Source organism: Solimicrobium silvestre (genome assembly GCF_002976435.1).
Classification (GTDB): Bacteria; Pseudomonadota; Gammaproteobacteria; order Burkholderiales; family Burkholderiaceae_D; genus Solimicrobium; species Solimicrobium silvestre.
Window position 1 is genome coordinate 13707 of sequence record NZ_PUGF01000018.1, and the last position, 17708, is coordinate 31414.

Below are 17708 nucleotides of genomic sequence, written 5' to 3' on the forward strand. Positions count from 1 at the left end.
AAAAAAAATATTTCTAGAAAATCGTACTAACGACTATTGACCAATCGTAAGCGCTTTCATCAACATGGTTTTAGCGGCATTCATGGTATCCACATTGGTTTGATAAGAACGCGAAGCCGAGATCATATTCACCATTTCGTCCACCACATTCACATTCGGCGTTGCCACATAACCATTGGCATCAGCAAGGGGATGCTGCGGGTCATACTTCAACATAGGAGGGCCCGTATCCTCCACCACTTGCTGCACTTGAACCCCGGTAGCATTGTCGTCTGAAACCGGAACGGCAGAAAATACCACTTGTTTGGCACGGTACGGTTGGCCATTTGAACTCGTCACACTGTCGGCATTGGCTAAATTACTCGCCACGACGTTTAAGCGTTGTGACTGGGCGCTCATGGCGGAACCGGCTACGTTAAAAACATCAAAAAGTGACATGATCTGCTCCTGTTTCCAACTCTGTTTTAGCGTTGTGCATTAACTCTGCAAATTAAACTTGAACTACGCTTGAATCACGGCCAACATATTATGAATCTGCGCAGTCACCAGCGTCACTGCCGCCTCATAGCGCAATCCATTATCCGCAAATTGCATTCTTTCTTTATCGGTATCCACATCATTACCATCTATCCTTCCTTGGATATCATTCCTATACTGAATTGCGTCACTCATCGGACTAGCAATTTTGCCGGTTTGATGTCCTTCAGAAGTAGTGGTGAGCGCTAAGGGGGCCTGAATGCCGAGTTTGGCTTGGGCAGCGTGCGAAACTTGTTGTAGCGCAGTAGAAAAATTGATATCGCGGGCTTTGTAATTAGGGGTGTCCGCATTCGCAATATTAGAGGCTAACAATTCCTGACGCGCCTCACGCACCCGCAACGCAGATTCTGGTAAATTCAATAATTCATCAAGTCCATTTGCCATGATTACCTCCACTGCATCGATCCAACCAACTTAGGACTTACGCAAAATTGCTCCAACAAGGCGTGCCGACGTAGACAGTACGAATAGTACGGCAAGGAGAGCACAACGCCGCTGGGGCGATTTTGCGTAAGTCCCTCAACTAATTTCCACACCTCATTCTATTCCCCCTAGTGCCTTATGAATGCAAAAGAAAACCATAAAATAGTGCTCTGTTCTCTGTTTAAATTAAGCCGCAAAAATATAAAATTTGCCTATGTTAAAGCCGATGAGGAATGCGATGAAACCAGCTGTTATCACAATGCTAGGTTCAATTCACTTGCTGCTTCAAGTTGGGCTGGGCTTAACTACGCTGGCGTGCGTGCCATTACATGCAGCGGAAGACAAGCAAAATTTGCAAGAAATTCGTGAAACAGTAAAACAATATTTAAACAAGGAATCAGCAGGTATTTCGAGTACCAGCACGGGCACAAATACCGTCACCACCGAAGTTGGTGCGATTGATTCCAGACTCAACTTAGCCCCTTGCGCGGCGCTTGAAGCATTTATGCCGGGCGGTAGCCATCTTTGGGGAAAAACTACGGTCGGCGTACGCTGTCTGGCACCGCAGCTTTGGGTGATTTATGTTCCTGGCGTTGTCAAAATTTGGGGTAATTATTACGTCGCGGCAAAATCCATCGCACAAGGTCAAACTATTACCGAAGCGGACATCAGCACTGTCAAAGGTGATCTAACCACCTTAGCGAGCGGCATTGTGACCGAACCCAGCCAAGCACTTGGGCACACATCAACCATGTCATTGGCGGCCGGAATCCCGCTGCGCCAGGACGGTTTGCATCTGCAACAAGTAGTTTTACAGGGGCAGACCATACGCCTAATTTCCAGCGGGGCTGGATTTAACGTGTCCACTGAGGCACAAGCATTAAACAGCGCCAGCGAAGGTCAGTTAGTAAAAGTAAAAATAAACTCGGGGCAGGTTTTATCCGGCATTGCCAAATCAGGAGGGATTGTTGAAGTGAGGAATTAGTAACTAAATCTACAACGTAGGCACGAAAGTGTTAAAGTTTTTTTAGAATGCGTCGATAAACAGCCATAAGATACCGATGAGTCCGATAAATTAAAGGTGAATGCTATGACTACTATTACCAACGCAACTACTAGCCCCCCGCTGCCGCCAACCAGTTCGCCAACTGTTAAGCCTAATTCTGGTGCGTCTACGAATGATGTTGCAACCTCGACAAATAACGCCGCAAACACAGGCGCTGCCGCCGGTACTACGGGTGCCGCTGCTGGCTCGTCCAGTAGCTCGGTAACAACTATTTCTACTATTTCGACCCAATTACAGGCAGCGCAAGCGGCTTCTTCCAGCGATGCAGTTTTTTCGTCAAGTAAAGTAAATGAAATTAAACAGGCTATCTCTGAAGGCCGTTTTCAAGTTAATTCAGAAAAAGTTGCCGATGGCTTGCTCGATAGCGTGAATGACTTACTTGGTTCTCGCAGGCAGTAGCATGATGAATGCATAGATAACCCGAATAGATAAGCAACCGCCATGAACACTTTACTTTTTTGCATACAAAATGAAACCGATGCGATGACAGCATTGGTGGAAGTGTTAGGTCAAGAACAAACGGCGTTAACACAAGCCCCATCTTTGCCACTCATGGAAGAAATCAATGCCGTGATGCAGAGAAAAAATCAACTCATTGCAAGTATTTCGCAATTAGGTCACACACGTAAAAACGAATTAACCCGCTTGGGTTTTAAACACCCAGAAACCAGCATGCCAGAGTGGCTGCAAGACCAGGCGCAAGTAGAATGCTGGGCAAAGTTAATGAAACTGACTAGAAAAGCCAAAGAGCTTAATCGCGTTAATGGCCTTCTCATCACCAAACATCTAATCCGCAACCAAAGTACGCTGCAAGTTCTTTACCAAAATCACGGTTCCACCAGCACCCCTTCCCTCTATGGCGCTAACGGCCAATCCAATACCCAGCGCAGCACCGTGCGCGGCTTCATCGCCATTTAAACGCGTTGAAATCAGATTAAATTCGTTCAACTGTTTTAAAAATTTCTACTTGAAATCTAGCCAATTTCGCCAATAATGGATTTAATTAAAACTAAATGGTTGTGAGGGCATTCAGCAGTATTCGCCTGGATTAATTGTATGTTTTTATCATTAAAAGATACTGGCATAGTCATTAATAACGCACGGCAACTTTTACTCTTTATTCTTAATTTGTTAAGTCGGCGAACTGCAGGGGCACTTATCATTCCAATTAAACGCCATCTCTTGTGGAAGTTCATCATCCTAACTTGCTTATCGCTCTGCGTTCAAAGCGTGTTTGCGATCAATTTTGGTGATGCGGCATTGCGTTCCAATTTAGGGCAAGGACTTCATGTTCAAGTACCTATTTCTGGCGCTCCTGACGATGTTCTTGTCGCAAGCTGTTTCAAAATAAAACTGGAAACTCTCGAAGGCGATTTTATTGCCATTCCCCACATCGAATTTGCCGAACCGAATCGTGCGGATACGGCCACGCTGATTAATCTCAGTACAAAAGAATTAATGATCGAACCGGCGGTAAAATTATCGATTGCATTAACGTGTGGCGCATCGCTACAACGTGAATATTCGCTGCTATTTGATTACGCTGAGCTCTCTGTCGCTGCACCGGTAGTTGCAACTGCCGCAGCTGTCGGTGTTGCCAGTGAAGAACCTATCGCGTCCAATACCACCGCACCTGAAACAAAACCGGCAACCGCTAAAAGAGTCCCAAGAACTCCAGTCACTACGCCTAGAAAAATAGTCATCAAAAACACCGCGGCTAAAATTAATACTAGTTCTTCTGGCAAAGATGCATTAAGGGTTAGCAATGAAGAGCTACTGCCGGATTTTGCTTCAACATCTCCGGCAAAGTTAGCTGCGCAACCTTCGGGCAATATGGAACAACAGCGCAACCAGGAAAATAATCTGGCCACAATACGGCTTGCCACGATGTTGCGGGATGAAAGCGCGTTGTTAGAAACCCAAAAGGAAATGCAAGATGAACAGAAAAAAATTCAAAAACTGGAAGCCGAAATTCAACAGTTAAAATTACAAATTCAGAAAAAACCCCAGCAAGAACAAGTTGCACCAACGCTACTAATTAAACTGATTGCGCTTGTGGTGTTATTACTACTCAGCTTGATCGGAATGGGATTATTCATCGCCTATAAAGCACGTCAAAACAGGAATAAAATCTGGTGGGATCCGTCGGCTGAAAACAAGAAAAATGTCGAAGAAATAGTTGATTCATTACAGAGCAGCGCAGAAGAAGGCGACCTTGATCCAAGCCAAATAATTAAAGCACCGGAAACCAAACCGCATAGTGCAACGCCGTCAGAAGAAGAGATCAATTACGCACAATATCGAACCGATTTAAGTCCTCAATACAAGCGCAAAGGCTTACCGACTTTGGAGGAAACCGATAGCACTTCATTTAATATATTCACGAATCGACGCGGACAATCGATTCAGATTGAAGAGATTTCCGACATTACGCAAGAAGCTGAATTTTGGATGTCCGTCAATGATCCGAATCGGGCTATTGAAATTTTAGAACCGCAAAGCCTGGATGAAAATCCATCAATGCCAATCACCTGGCTTTATTTACTCGATCTTTATCAACTGGTCGGTAATGAGAAAAAATATAGCGAACTACGAATCCGCTTTAAGCATAAATTCAACACCAACATTCCTCATTTCGGTGAAGTTATCGACCCAAACAATTCGAGGAACCTAGAAGATTTTCCGCATTTAACCTCTAAATGCTGTGCGTTTTGGAATACCAACTACATTTTGCCGTTTTTAGAATCGTTACTGGTCGATGACAGGGACGGCGAACGGGTCGGTTTTGATTTGCCGGTGTATCGCGATATTTTGCTGTTAATTTCTATTTGCATCGAATTAGAACGCACAAAAAAACCACCCTCCTCGTCAACGCTGAGTAAGGAACCTAAAAACTTACAGCCCGTGCTTGAGATAAAAGAAACACCAATACCAGATAAAACGTAGCTACCGAGCTTGAAAAGGTGTCGTTTGCACTGCGTATTATTATCCTTAAACACGCCAAAACCTCCCCCACTGACAGTATTAATGTTGCAACCAACTCCCTAATTCGCGCCTAAAATCCGCTGCGGATTATGTTGACTTTATAAACAACAATGTTGCCAAATTTCAATTTTGTGTTACTGTCTTCTACTTGTGCGTGGCACCAATGATCGGTTAGGAGTCGTTCCCACTGTTAAAGGGAACTAGCCGTGCCATCGGATGAATCCGGAAGCATTTAGATTAATACTCTTCCCCATTGCATCTCAATTATGCGAGGTCAGTAATGAGCACAGCGGTACCAGTACAACAAGCCAAAACAGATTCTCCACAAAGAAATACTCAGCTTGCAAAACAAAATAGCAATAAATTAGCAGAGGGAATGCAAAGCAAATTTGCCGATAACCGCCCACAAGCCACTGCTCAACGTAACCTACAAAATGTGGCTAACAACAGCCATCAAAGTAGGCAACTACAAGCCGTCAGTCGCATGGCTCAAAGCAGTGCGCAAGCCATTCAACTTAAAGCAACGAACACGCTGACAAACGCATCGGCGCTACAAAGGGTGGAAGAGGAAGAGCCACTACAAGCGAAATCAGTAGAATCAGGCACGGCACAACGCGCAGAACAAGCGGCTCAAAAACTCAATAACACGGGGCTGCCCGACAATCTCAAATCCGGTATTGAAGCACTTTCTGGCATGAGCATGGATCATGTCAAAGTCCATTACAACTCACCACAACCTGCACAACTGAATGCCCATGCTTACGCACAAGGCAGCGAGATCCATGTTGCACCACAGCAGGAAAAGCATTTACCGCATGAAGCCTGGCACGTAGTGCAGCAGGCGCAAGGACGGGTTAAGCCAACGATGCAGATGAAGCTTGACGTAGCGGTGAATGATGATGTGGGCTTGGAAGCAGAGGCGGATGTGATGGGAGCGAAGGCTCTTGCATCAGCGCAGTTGGTTCAAAAAAACGAAACCAGAATGTTCGCATCGGCACAAGTCTCCGCACAGGCGAAAACATCGACAGCACCTCAACAAAAAGCAAACAATTCCGCCTTTACCCCGCAAATAAAATCAGGCATGCCATTCCAATTGAAATGGCTAGAATATGGCGGAAAACATTATGCTTGGGATCAATTAATAAATGAGACTCAATGGTTTTACAATAAAGAGACCGGGCAAATGTTTTACGAGCGAGGTGGCGTTAGGTCGGAAAAGAAAAATAGGACCGCCTGGTTAGACGACAATGATGGGAACGACCTTTTAAAGGATGAGGACGCAAGTATTGAATTAGATGTAGAGAAACGTAAGAGCATCGAGGTCATTGAGGTGGCCGGATGGGATGATAGTTTGGTAAGCGAAGTTTTAGAAATTCAGCGGGAATGGGAAGTCAAGAAAAAAGAGGATGGAGAACGGGAAAAAAGCGAATTGGGTGATGATCGGTGTTCAATGGATGATTGGACACAGACTGATGAAGGTATTGATGTGGCAGGTGATTTAGCAGACGAAGAAAACAGGAAGGTTGCTGGCACATCCGATGGTTATTTGAGGACCTTTATTGCACATTACAAAAAAGAAGCTGAGCCGATTGCTGTGATGATGATTGAGATGAGAAGTAGCAGCGAAATGTTTGACACCAAAGAGCACTTATATTTGAGATGGTTGGTGGGAAGCCCGCGTCGTAAAGGCGGTGGGAAGCAGCTTTCAGATCAAGCCAAAATAATGGCGAGGGAAGCAAGAAGGCTACTTGTCGTCGAGTCGGCAAAATCCGCTACGGGTTGGTACGGTACGCAAGGATTCGTTGCCAGAGGGGACGCGAAGCATAATGATGAATTTAATGACTGCGGATGTCTGTTTATGGACTGGCAGCCAGGCGATTGAAAACGAACAGTAGATACGCCACTGCAATTTGACCATAGTTAAACATTAAAGGGGAATGGATTTTGAAAACACCGATTTCGAAATCGACAGGCGATTTGACAGGGACAACGCAAATGGCGCAAACCGTCATGCGGAACGAGGACAATCGCCCGCAGGCTAATGCGCTGCGTCGATTGCAGTCGTTGTCAGAAAACGCCCCCCAGATGTCGCAGCTTCAAACATTGCAAGCTAAGGCTGCGAATGCTTCGAGCCTAACCAAATGGCACAGCACTGAATTTGTCGCCCAACGATTTCGTGGCGCAACAGGCACAGCAGAGGCGGCAGCAGAAGTACCAATGACGTTAAACAATGCCTTCGTCAAAAATCATGTTGCTGAAGATGCTCAAGAAGCCATTAACAAGACAAATCAACGGATCCTTGATGTCAACGAACCAGCAGCGATGAAAACAGGTAGTTTGGCAAATAGTCTGGCGCCCCTCGCTACTTGGGAAACTGCGATTAACGGCAGCGAAGTGGTATTGCCACCGCAAGATGACTGGGGAGGAGAATATGGCTTTGATGACACGACTACGTATAATCATAAATTAACAGGGTTCACTGTAAAGGGCTGGGAGGCAAAAGGTAAAGCGAATGCTGTCATAGCCACAGAAAAAGAAATTAGCAAATATGTTGGAGGTGAGTGGAAAGTGGCAGGTGGTACAACAACGAATGGCAGCAACGTAAATACAAGTGCAGACGCTACACACGTTACGGTCGATATTGATCACTGCACAGGGTAAAATTTGCCTCATCTGAATTACTCACGATTTGATCTTACGTTCAGTGTCAGATCAAATCGAAACTAAACCACATAATCGCCTCGATTGAAAAAAGTATCGTTTGCACTTAATATTGCTTTTCTCCAACACTGCAAACACTCTGCGATGAAAACAGCCTTGATTGTTATCGATTTTCAAAACTCCATTTTTAACGCACCGCCAGCTTATGAAGTGCATCAAGTTATGGAGCGAATTAGCGCGGTTATACAAAAAGCACGCAAAGCGGGTGTCGCCGTTATTTATGTTCAGCACCAGGAAGATAGCACCGGCTGGCAGGCCGGTACGCCAGATTGGGAGTTTCCCAGTGCAATTGCGCCGCAAGCCGATGACTACCTGGTTCATAAAAGCGTAGCTAGTGCTTTTGTTGATACAAACTTGCTGGCGCATTTAACTGAGCAGGAAATTCAACGTGTGTATATCTGCGGTTACGCCACCGAATTTTGCATCGACACCAATGTAAGACAATGCGCAAGTTTAAAATTAAACACCGTCGTCATTAGCGACGCGCACACCACACGCGACAGGCCACATCTTAGCGCGCCTAAAATTATTGAACACCATAATTGGGTATGGAGCGAGTTTGGTGGGATTCAACTTTGCCAAACCAGTTTGGTAGAGTTTGACGAATAGTTTGAATATCGCTCTGTAGCGTATTAGCCGAAAGCGCAAACCACGATTACACGTCATATCACAACACAGGTTATGAGTTTTTGTGTGGCCCCAATGTGCAGATAATGAGCCGTTCATAATTATTGCGTGACCGTCGCTTCAACGGTACAAACGCGCCAGATGCATAAATCTCCAATGTTCTGCCTTTAGTTAAAAATGCCCTAAATAGGGCATTTACAACTCTTAAATAATCCTATAACTTCATAAAAAATGTAATGTTTTAACGGCTTACATTTGAATTAGTATCAATTTTTTAATTATTACGAAAGTACCATTAAATAAACTTCCGACTTAGCGCTGATTTGCGCAGTGGTATGTACGCTAGCAGACAGATTATCTCTGTTTGAAAGTTTATCGTGACATTGTTGTCGCCTAATACTAAAGACAACCAATTTCTTGGCTGTAGAATTTAATTTAAAATTGATTGGAAGCTGAAATGGATGCTGACAATAATATTGTAGTTGCTCAGGTTCTCGATGAGCGTTTGAATAATGACATTGAAGCGGCAGTGAATCTTGGTCTGGCTGCCGCTTTATTGGGTGAAGTTCATGATGGAATGAGATTAATGCAAGAACTAGGCGTTCCATATGAAATCAGCTCAAGAGTGCTATTAAACAAAACCAAACGACGCTCTTCCGACTGGAAATAGTGTAACTAGTGGTTTTACTGTAGCGCTCTATTAACTGAAACATTACCGGTTGCTAGTTGCGTATTCTCACTAGGTTGTCGCCCGAAAAGGTAGCTCGGTGATCGTCATTTTTATTTCACCCCTATCTTGTGTCGTCTGAGCCATGCACCGTTTTGTGAAAAATGCGCCCGCTTTGCGCACATTGGGCTAATGCCCATATCAATTATCCGGCGAAAAAATGTCTTCAATCCTGACCTTCAAAAGTTGGGATAATTTAAAGGCCAGCGTAAGGCTTGGATCATATTTACCGGTCTCGATCGAATTGATAGTTTGACGACTGACCGACAAGGTATCGGCCAGCGCTTGCTGTGTCAATTCTTTCGCCAGCCGCAATTCTTTTAATCTGTTATTCATTATTGACTCATCAATCTTCCAACAAGCCGTCATCGACTAGTTGTTTAACATGGTCATTCAACGTAGTGAGCGAAGGCCGATAGATGACTGACAATTCCTCTCTGCTGCGCCGATTGTTAAAGTTGATTGGGTAGCTGACGTTCTTGGCAACGTATTCCCGAGTCATGCCTATCAGAGGTGCAATCAACCAAATAAGCGCTTTGGGAACTTCTTTGGCAGGAAGCTTGCTGATGAATGCGGGGTTTGACCCAGCGATTTTTCGTGCAATTTCCAACAGCGTCAAACTTTCAGCAACGGCAATGTAGCGCCCAGATGCGCTTGCTAACGTCGCTGCCTTAACATGCGCGATGGCAGCGTCCCGTACATCGACGACCCCCAATCGCAGATTCGGTACACCGCTGCGGAACGAGCCATTCAGAAATTGGATGATCATCGTGACGCTAGTCGCGTCCTTGCGCTTTGACAGCGACGGCCCGAAAATAGCGCCCGGATTGATTGTTACCAAACTCCAGCGGGATTGTTGTCCATGAATCTCCCACGCCGCTTTTTCCGCCAAGGTCTTGGAATAGGCATACGGATTACTTGCGATGCTACTGCTGTGATTGATATCGCCCTCTTGCAACATCGTCGCATCAGCGTCCTTTAGATCCACCACATTGCCGTACATCGCCGCGATGCTGCTCGTCAGCACCACGCGTTGAACGCAGCCGGTTCGGTTAACGGCATCAAGAACGTTGCGCGTACCTTTCACAGCAGGGTTCACCAGTTCCGCCATCGGATCTTTCGGCGTTCCAATAAAATAGGGGGATGCTGCGTGAATGACGATAGAACAGCCTTCCATTGCAACATCGAAGCTCCCGGCTATCAACAAGTCTGCGTCAAACAACTTAAGGCGATCAGGGTAACCATCAGCGAGTTGAAGCAAATGCGCCACCTTTTGCGTATCCTGAATTTTTCGTACAGTGCCATGGACGACGTGCCCATCCTGCAAGAGGCAGTTGACGATCCATGACGCCAGATAACCGCCCGCGCCGGTGACAAGAACAGTAGCCATATTTTGATATTCTTCCTTGATGTTATTTAAATTGACGATCAGCGATGACTAGACTAAGTCCCCAACTGGCGATGACGCATGCGCAGATCCAAAATGCGCTGAACTCCGGCACGACTTGGTGTGATTGCAAAATCCCGGCTACAAATGCGGCAGAAAAACTGACGCTGGGCGAAAACATACAGGCTTGCTCATGCAAGCGCCGTTGCAGCTCATCCATCCGGCGGTACACCGCACCTATCAGAAAAGGAATCGTCAAGGCAGCGAGAATCAGTGCAACGAATGCACCATCCTTGACGGGTTTGCTCAGATTGGCGGCATCAACAATTGACGATGCAAACCCCAAACCGGTAAGTACCAGCAAGCCAATCATTACTTTGCCAAGATATGCGGCCTGTATCCGCAAAGAATAGTTTTCAGTCACGTCATTGCTCCTGTGAATGTCAAGTTTGTTTGACATGAGGATAAAGATAGGAACCCAATATGTCAGGCATCCTTTACATACCATCAAAACAAAGAGTGAACAAACTCTATGCATACGTGGTTGTTTGCAAATGGACTGTTGTTATTTCTATTGCCGCCATAGAGTAAGAAGTTGCCCAATTTAAATTTTTAAATTACTGTGCTTAACTTGACGCTGGCGACAGTGTAAAGGTCGGGAGTCAGTCCGTGTGGTTTGGTGACAGACGCTTGGCGACACCAAACGGGCGGTGGATTGGCCAAGCGATACGGCATTCTGATGGAACAAGAAATAAATGGATCAGGGCGCGACACGCGCCATAAAAATTAAAGGTTTTTTTGATGATTTACTATATTGCATACTTTTTCGGCGGCGCATTTCTAGCTAACAGCATTCCCCATCTTACAAATGGAATGTCTGGCCGCCCATTTCCAACTCCGTTTGCAACACCGCCAGGTCAAGGCGAATCATCTTCCACGCTCGATGTAATTTGGGGCGCTTTAAATATAATTATTGGCTATTGTTTATTATTTCAAATCTCAGATTTCAACGTTCGATCGCTGTTAGATCTAAGCGCAGCCGGCTCAGGCAGCTTGGCAATCGCTTTATACCTGTCCCGTCGCTTTGGTAATGTATATGGCGGAATAAAAACGGGGACGAGAAAAGTTAATGATAGCTAACGCCATTCGCATACATCTCTAAAAATTGAATCAAACTAGAAATATCCACTCATGGACAATTGCCAAATATCCGTCAATACGTTTAATACGCTCGCAGATAATTACGCACAAAAATACTTTGCATTGAGCACATATGATGGTTGTTACCGAATTTTCTGCTCGCAACTTTCAAAGAAAGGGGGATCAGTTCTTGACGTCGCTTGCGGACCAGGCAATGTGGCCAATTTCCTAGTGCGTGAAAGACCTGATCTGGAAGTAACTGGCATCGATTTAGCGCCACGCATGATCCAACTGGCAAAAACTCTTGTGCCAACGGCTAATTTTCTGGCTCATGACTGCAGACATTTGAGTACCTTAAGCCGAGTGTATGACGGCATTGTCTACGCTTTTGGATTGAATTATCTGAATCAGCAGGATACTGAGCAAGTATTTGATTCGATTCCTAACGTATTGGCACTCAACGGAACGTTTTACCTTAGCGTAATGTTGGGGTCTGCTGAACAATCAGGTATTCAAACATCTAGCAGTGGCAACCAAGTCTACATTTACTACAGACCCAGACAAGAAATCGAACGTTTGGTGAGGAATGCAGGACTAGAACTTATTTATTTGGAAGAATTTTCCAGCCCATCTAATGCGCCAACTGCAACCATTGACTTGGTCTTGATTGCACGTCGTATTAAGTGATTTTATGATCAAAATTTGTCGGGGAAGAATACGGCGTGAAGCGGTCGTTTTCCGTATATGACAAATGTCACTCCAATCAATGACACTTAATACTAACCGATCTTAAAACTAACCTTCAAAATAACGTCATTGCAGTTTAATTTAAGAACGCGTTTATCGAGTGTTAGTTTAGTTCTTTCATAACCACATTTTTGAACAACAGGAACAGCATGAAATTTTTTTATTTTTCGATATCCATCATTTGTTTCGGCGCTATTTTATGGTTATCGGGTTGCGCGACTGAACGCAATTCAATGAGACCATCCACACTTTCACAATCCACGCAGGAAAAGATACCGGCAGCAAGCCGGAGCAACGCCGCACTGGCAGCGGATCAAAATTTTTGGGATGTTTTTCATAATGCAAAATACGACGAAATTCAACCGGTACTGGAGCAAATGACAGGCGCCTATTTACGCGATCCAACTGACCCGGTAACGGCCAGTCATATTGGATGGCTGCATATCTGGCGGATATCGGAGCGTGAAAGAATGGCTATGGTAACGCCATCAATTACTGATGATGCCGTTCTGGCGCGCAAATATTTTCAGGAAGCCAGTTCAATTAATCCATCCGATGCAAGATTTCTGGGGTTTTTGGCGGCATCTACATTGAGTGAGGGAACCATTCATCACAATGAGCCTGAGATTTCTGAAGGTAATGTGTTAATGCGCAAAGCAATTGTCGCCTGGCCCGAATTTAATCTGTTCACCGCAGGATATATGTTAAGTACTAAACCTGTCGATACTGCTGAATTTAAGCAGGGGTTGGAATGGCAGTGGGAAAATCTCTCACTATGTGTGGGAGAAAAAATTAGCCGTACCGATCCAGATTATTCTTCCTCTGTCACGAAGATCACAACCGTTGGGCCAAAACGTGCATGCTGGAATTCAACCGTTGCGCCACATAACTTCGAGGGATTTTTCTTGAACATGGGTGACATGTTGGTGAAATCAGGTGACTGGAAAGTGGCGCAGAAAATATACACGCTAGCAAAATCATCTCCAGATTATTCCAGCTGGAAATTTGCCCCACTGCTTGAAGAGAGAATTAGTAATGCGCAAAGCAATATCACGCCATTTGCGTCGAACAAAGGATTAATGATTAATTCCAAAGTCTCCTGCATGGCATGCCATCAATCGTAAAACAGCAAGGTGTACCAGGTAGGGTAATGGGGCATCTATTACATCGTATTTAGGCGATTCAAAACGGTGCAATGCGCAACGCTTATTGACGCCCTACCTCATATTTTCTATTTGCCGTGAATTGAATATCGAACGACTGCAATGCCGGATCGTGTATATCAACGGTTACTACAGAGATGTGAAATAAATTTTGAATTGGCGGTACTAACGAGACAGTCGGATCAACCTCCCGTTTTCTGCATTCAATTCAAAATGCCCTATTTAGGGCATATACAATTCACCACCAATCTTATAGCCTTATTGTCAGCCAAATGACAACCATCCCACCCGTTCTTGGGGGAACGGACCAAGTTATTGTGAATTGGTGACGAAGTATTAAGGCGGCATGCAGGTGTTCCATCGGCATGCCAAATCATTAAGTTTCGGAGATTTGAAAATGCAAATCGAAAACAACGTCTTTTTAAACTTTCCTAACCAGTATGCGACTCAGGGTTTTAGTGCCTTATCAAAGAGTTTGAATAGCCAGGTGCAAAATGCAATTACCCCAACGAGTAGCACTATAGTTACCCTATCAAGTGCTGCAACTGCCAACTCTAATAGTAACGATAATGCAAATGACGTCACTTTGCCTCCAATACAGCAACAGATTATTAACCAACTTAATAATTCTTCACCATCATGGGCTATGCAGACAGTTCAAGATGTTGCCACCAACCCTGATAGTGAATTAGTTAACATTTCACATGCAACTTTTGGGCCAAATGGTATTCAAGGAGTGGTGTATACCAACAATGGTGAGCCTGTAACGAGCCAGAGCAGTGCTCAATTCGCGACATTGGCGCAACAAGTACTCACTCAAAAAACGGCTATTTTTGAGCAAGGAAAAGCCGAAGGTTTAAGCGCTGGGCAAATATATACGAAGATTCAGGACTACATGGCAACCCAGCCGCAGTGGTATCTTCAACAAATGGATTGGAATGGCTCTACTGCTCAAACATAATGTATGACCACGTATACAGCCTGCACAAAAATTAACAAAAAACGTGGTGTATTAAGTAGGTCGCAATGGGGTTCATCTATTGCGCCGCATGCAAACTTAAAACAATCCTGCTGTTTGCTAAAGTTACGAAAGTTCATGACACTTAACTTCGTTGATCTTGCAATTACGTTGATCAACGAATGGTGATAGGGGTCGGAATGAACCACCGGTTCACCCCGCCCTCCGAACCGTACGGGCGGTTTTCCCGCATACGGCTCTCCAGTTGAGAATTTCCTCATCGGGATTGGCTCGCTACAAGTCGGGCTGCTGACATCGTGAATAGCCCCAGTTGTGCGAAGTAAGCATTTGACCAGCGTTGATGGTTCGTTTTACTGCGATGATAGTAATAACCAAGCTTGTTCTGCTTGCTTAAATAAGTAACGACAGGTACCCCGTATCGCTATTTTTTTGATGCTACCCAGAATATTAAATCCTCATTTGCCCAATAGCGCCATTTTATTGAACGACAGCTAGCGGGAATCGATATGGCCGGAGTGAACAAACTCTATGCATACGTGGTTGTTTACTGATGGACTGTTGTTATGACTATTTCCGCCATAGAGTAAAAAAGTTGCTCAATCCGAATTTTTAAATTACTGTGCGTAACTTGGCAATGGCGACAGTGCAAAGGCCGAGAGTCAGTCCAGGTACTTTGGTAACAGACTTACCGGCTAGTGGGCTGCCCAAGCAAAATGGCATCGGGATACAAGAATTGAATGTCTCAAGATGTGAAGCGGAAGGTTTATTTTTATTTGAGAGGAACTCACCAATGACGAAAAGATGGATATATAAATCACTTTTTGCACTAGTAACATACACATCCATTTCGTTACATTCCCACGCGATGAGCGTAGATTTTTTTGCGGAGACGATAAATAATATCAATGACTCCAGTCAAACTAGTCCGGAGCAATTAAGTACCACAAATGAAATTCAACAAAATAAATCGAGCCAAAATCAAGAACACGAAGGCTTAAATATTGAACTCCAAGACAACATCAATGAAAAATTAGTTCTCTTGAAGGAATGCAAGAAGTCGAATCAACATGTACTAAGTTATTTCTCAATTTTGATTAACCACATCAATAAACTGGATTCTAAATATAGCCAGCCTGCGCTTGAACAAACACGCCTGGAAAAACTATTCCAAACCTACAAATCGCTGGGGGGATTGGAAAATTCAGCGAAGGATGTTCGTGCGCTGCCAGATCCATGTGAACCCGTATTGACAGAAATTAGGGCTAACGTGGACATGCAATTGAACTCACAACGTGCGGAGAGACCAAAATTCAGCTTTCCAGTAGTTGATTTCAAAATTTGTAATAAACCCGATTACCCACCCATATCTGTTCGCAACGAAGAGCATGGATCAATTAGGCTAGCATTCTTAATTGAAACGGACGGGTCGATTTCATCCAGTTTTCAAATGTCTTCCACTGGTTCTCCATTCTTAGATGCAGCGGCATTTAATGCTCTGAGTAAATGTCAATTTAAGCCGGGAATTTATGATGGAAAACCGATTCGGTCATGGTCGATTGTTGATTACAATTGGGTAATGCCAACTTAAGTATGGCAAGTAACAAAAATCGGCGGTGCCAACCAGAGAGTCATCGCTTTTTGTAATTGTTAGAGCATCGATCATCAAATTAATAATGGAAACAGGAAAATTGAATAGCTATCACTTCCGTCAGGTTAAAGCACAGGACCTCCAACGCTGCTATGACATAGAATCCTCCGCTTATGAGGGAGATGAAGCGGCAACCAGGGAGAAAATTGCACTGCGCATTGATCAATATCCGCAGGGATTTCTTGTCATGGAGCAGGCGGGGAAAATTGTCGGTTTTATAAACAGTGGTTGTGCCCATGAGGTGACCATGTCAGATCATGAGTTCAAGGAGTTGATTGGGCATGACCCGCTTTCACTTAATGTTGTCATCATGTCCGTCGTAGTCGCACCAGAACATCAGGGCAAGGGACTCGCCACAATGTTAATGCACCAGTTCGTCCAGCAAACACGCGATATGGGGAAGAAAACAATCCACTTGATGTGCAAAGAACGGCATGTAAAGCTCTACGGGCAGTTGGGCTTTCGCTATGTGAGACTTTCTGACTCGGAGCACGGTGGCATGGCGTGGCATGAAATGATGATGGACCTTTAAAAATAAGCAGATGGGGTCGAGTTGGAAAATGTCATTCGCGGAATATTAAGTTCAAACTTTATATGTGATGCAGAATTTGACAGGCGCTTTCATTTTACTGCCCTAAAACCCATTGAATACGTTAAATTTTTCAAAAAATGGAAAGTATCTTTATTTCCCAGAAATTGCGCCTTTATCCGCATTATTATCGTTAATCGGCACCTCGGTTTGCTTATCCGGCAGCAGCGCGAGAATCGTAATATTCACACGCCGGTTTCTAGAACGGCCTTCCGCAGTATCGTTAGTTGCAACCGGCATTTTAGCCCCCTGCCCAATCGCCGTTAGTCGGTCTTCTGCAATCCCGTTGTCCATAAATAAGCGCACCACGCTGCCAGCACGCACCGCGGACAATTCCCAGTTAGACGGAAAGATGCCATTTTTAATCGGCTGATTATCGGTGTACCCTTCCACTTGAATCGCGTGCGCATCACTAGCCAAGACTGAGGCAATCGCAAGTAGGGCCTGACTTGATTCACGGGTTAATTTTGCTTCGGCGGAGGCGAATAATACACTGGCGTTAATGTCGATGGAAACGCCCCGACTGGTTTGTGTGACGCGCACTTTTCCTTCACGGATCAGCGGCGCTAAGGCACTTAAAATACCTTGTGCCAAGCCGGTCATTTTTTCTCGTTCCTGACGTAAGGGTTCTTCCACGGCCGATTTCTTTTTGACGGAACTTAAGCCCGGCCCTGGGCCATTGCCTATCCCAACACCCGGCCCCGGACCCGGGCCGGGATTTAGCTTGGGCGCCGTCGGCATTGTATTGTCACTAAAGGTTCTGAATTGACCGAAGGCGGTAATAACCGAATCCGACATAACCCGGTACTTGCCTTCGTTAAGTGAAGAGAGTGAGTACATCACTACAAAAAATGCAAACAGCAAGGTAATGAAGTCGGCATAGGAAACTAGCCAACGTTCATGATTCACTTCATCTTCAATGGGTCTTCTCTTACGCATTAGGGCTCACGCAAAATTGTTCTAACAAGA

Annotated in this window: 20 protein-coding genes; 14 read left to right on the forward strand and 6 right to left on the reverse strand. The window is 44.8% G+C overall.

Annotated features, from left to right (window positions below):
• Positions 1–33 precede the first annotated feature (33 nt).
• Both flgC and flgB read right to left on the reverse strand, forming a co-directional pair.
• Positions 34–438, reverse strand: coding sequence for a flagellar basal body rod protein FlgC (gene flgC / locus S2091_RS16920; protein WP_105533136.1), 405 nt, complete (start codon positions 436–438; stop codon positions 34–36).
• A 63-nt stretch (positions 439–501) separates the two neighbouring features.
• Entirely contained in the window at positions 502–921 is a 420-nt protein-coding gene (gene flgB / locus S2091_RS16925) for a flagellar basal body rod protein FlgB (protein ID WP_105533137.1), read from the reverse strand.
• Positions 922–1198: 277 nt separating this feature from the next.
• Between flgB and flgA the strand changes: the two genes are divergently transcribed.
• From flgA to S2091_RS16965, 8 genes are all read left to right on the forward strand, one after another.
• Positions 1199–1945, forward strand: coding sequence for a flagellar basal body P-ring formation chaperone FlgA (flgA, locus tag S2091_RS16930; RefSeq protein WP_165795011.1), 747 nt, complete (start codon positions 1199–1201; stop codon positions 1943–1945).
• Between the two features lie 105 nt (positions 1946–2050).
• Positions 2051–2425 (forward strand): flagellar biosynthesis anti-sigma factor FlgM, encoded by a 375-nt coding sequence (gene flgM, locus S2091_RS16935; RefSeq protein ID WP_105533139.1) that lies wholly within the window; start codon positions 2051–2053, stop codon positions 2423–2425.
• A gap of 42 nt (positions 2426–2467) precedes the next feature.
• The gene (locus S2091_RS16940) at positions 2468–2944 is read left to right on the forward strand and encodes a flagella synthesis protein FlgN (RefSeq protein ID WP_105533140.1); all 477 of its coding nucleotides are present in this window, start codon (positions 2468–2470) and stop codon (positions 2942–2944) included.
• A 138-nt stretch (positions 2945–3082) separates the two neighbouring features.
• Positions 3083–4972, forward strand: a complete 1890-nt coding sequence (locus S2091_RS16945; protein ID WP_105533141.1) for a type IV pilus assembly protein FimV — start codon at positions 3083–3085, stop codon at positions 4970–4972.
• Positions 4973–5291: 319 nt separating this feature from the next.
• Complete coding sequence (locus S2091_RS16950) at positions 5292–6893, forward strand: eCIS core domain-containing protein (RefSeq protein WP_243405468.1); 1602 nt, start codon at positions 5292–5294, stop codon at positions 6891–6893.
• A gap of 62 nt (positions 6894–6955) precedes the next feature.
• Positions 6956–7672: a hypothetical protein gene (locus S2091_RS16955; protein ID WP_105533142.1), complete on the forward strand. Its 717-nt coding sequence runs from the start codon at positions 6956–6958 to the stop codon at positions 7670–7672.
• 144 nt (positions 7673–7816) lie between these two features.
• The gene (locus S2091_RS16960; RefSeq protein WP_105533143.1) at positions 7817–8341 is read left to right on the forward strand and encodes a cysteine hydrolase family protein; all 525 of its coding nucleotides are present in this window, start codon (positions 7817–7819) and stop codon (positions 8339–8341) included.
• A gap of 475 nt (positions 8342–8816) precedes the next feature.
• Positions 8817–9029: a hypothetical protein gene (locus S2091_RS16965; protein WP_105533144.1), complete on the forward strand. Its 213-nt coding sequence runs from the start codon at positions 8817–8819 to the stop codon at positions 9027–9029.
• A gap of 198 nt (positions 9030–9227) precedes the next feature.
• Here S2091_RS16965 and S2091_RS16970 read toward each other — a convergent pair whose 3' ends face one another.
• Genes S2091_RS16970 through S2091_RS16980 form a run of 3 tightly spaced genes read right to left on the reverse strand, consistent with a single transcriptional unit; the run spans position 9228 to position 10897 of the window.
• The gene (locus tag S2091_RS16970; protein ID WP_105533145.1) at positions 9228–9422 is read right to left on the reverse strand and encodes a helix-turn-helix transcriptional regulator; all 195 of its coding nucleotides are present in this window, start codon (positions 9420–9422) and stop codon (positions 9228–9230) included.
• A gap of 10 nt (positions 9423–9432) precedes the next feature.
• Entirely contained in the window at positions 9433–10476 is a 1044-nt protein-coding gene (locus S2091_RS16975) for an NAD-dependent epimerase/dehydratase family protein (RefSeq protein ID WP_105533146.1), read from the reverse strand.
• 22 nt (positions 10477–10498) lie between these two features.
• Positions 10499–10897, reverse strand: coding sequence for a hypothetical protein (locus S2091_RS16980; protein ID WP_105533147.1), 399 nt, complete (start codon positions 10895–10897; stop codon positions 10499–10501).
• A 377-nt stretch (positions 10898–11274) separates the two neighbouring features.
• On the opposite strand from S2091_RS16980, the gene S2091_RS16985 reads away from it, so the two are divergent.
• The 6 genes from S2091_RS16985 (at position 11275) to S2091_RS17010 (ending at position 16682) form a co-directional block, all read left to right on the forward strand.
• Positions 11275–11613 carry a hypothetical protein gene (locus S2091_RS16985; protein WP_105533148.1) on the forward strand — a complete coding sequence of 113 codons (339 nt, stop codon included), beginning with the start codon at positions 11275–11277 and terminating at the stop codon, positions 11611–11613.
• Positions 11614–11664: 51 nt separating this feature from the next.
• A complete protein-coding gene (locus S2091_RS16990; RefSeq protein ID WP_105533149.1) occupies positions 11665–12300 on the forward strand; it encodes a class I SAM-dependent methyltransferase in 636 nt (211 codons plus the stop codon).
• Between the two features lie 209 nt (positions 12301–12509).
• Positions 12510–13484, forward strand: a complete 975-nt coding sequence (locus tag S2091_RS16995) for a hypothetical protein (protein ID WP_105533150.1) — start codon at positions 12510–12512, stop codon at positions 13482–13484.
• Between the two features lie 436 nt (positions 13485–13920).
• A complete protein-coding gene (locus S2091_RS17000; RefSeq protein ID WP_105533151.1) occupies positions 13921–14484 on the forward strand; it encodes a hypothetical protein in 564 nt (187 codons plus the stop codon).
• A gap of 652 nt (positions 14485–15136) precedes the next feature.
• On the forward strand, positions 15137–16090 hold the full coding sequence (locus S2091_RS17005) for an energy transducer TonB (protein ID WP_105533152.1): 954 nt from the start codon (positions 15137–15139) through the stop codon (positions 16088–16090).
• An 85-nt stretch (positions 16091–16175) separates the two neighbouring features.
• Positions 16176–16682 (forward strand): GNAT family N-acetyltransferase, encoded by a 507-nt coding sequence (locus S2091_RS17010; RefSeq protein WP_207769737.1) that lies wholly within the window; start codon positions 16176–16178, stop codon positions 16680–16682.
• A gap of 150 nt (positions 16683–16832) precedes the next feature.
• Here S2091_RS17010 and motD read toward each other — a convergent pair whose 3' ends face one another.
• Positions 16833–17678 carry a flagellar motor protein MotD gene (gene motD, locus S2091_RS17015; protein ID WP_105533153.1) on the reverse strand — a complete coding sequence of 282 codons (846 nt, stop codon included), beginning with the start codon at positions 17676–17678 and terminating at the stop codon, positions 16833–16835.
• Between the last annotated feature and the right edge of the window lie 30 nt (positions 17679–17708).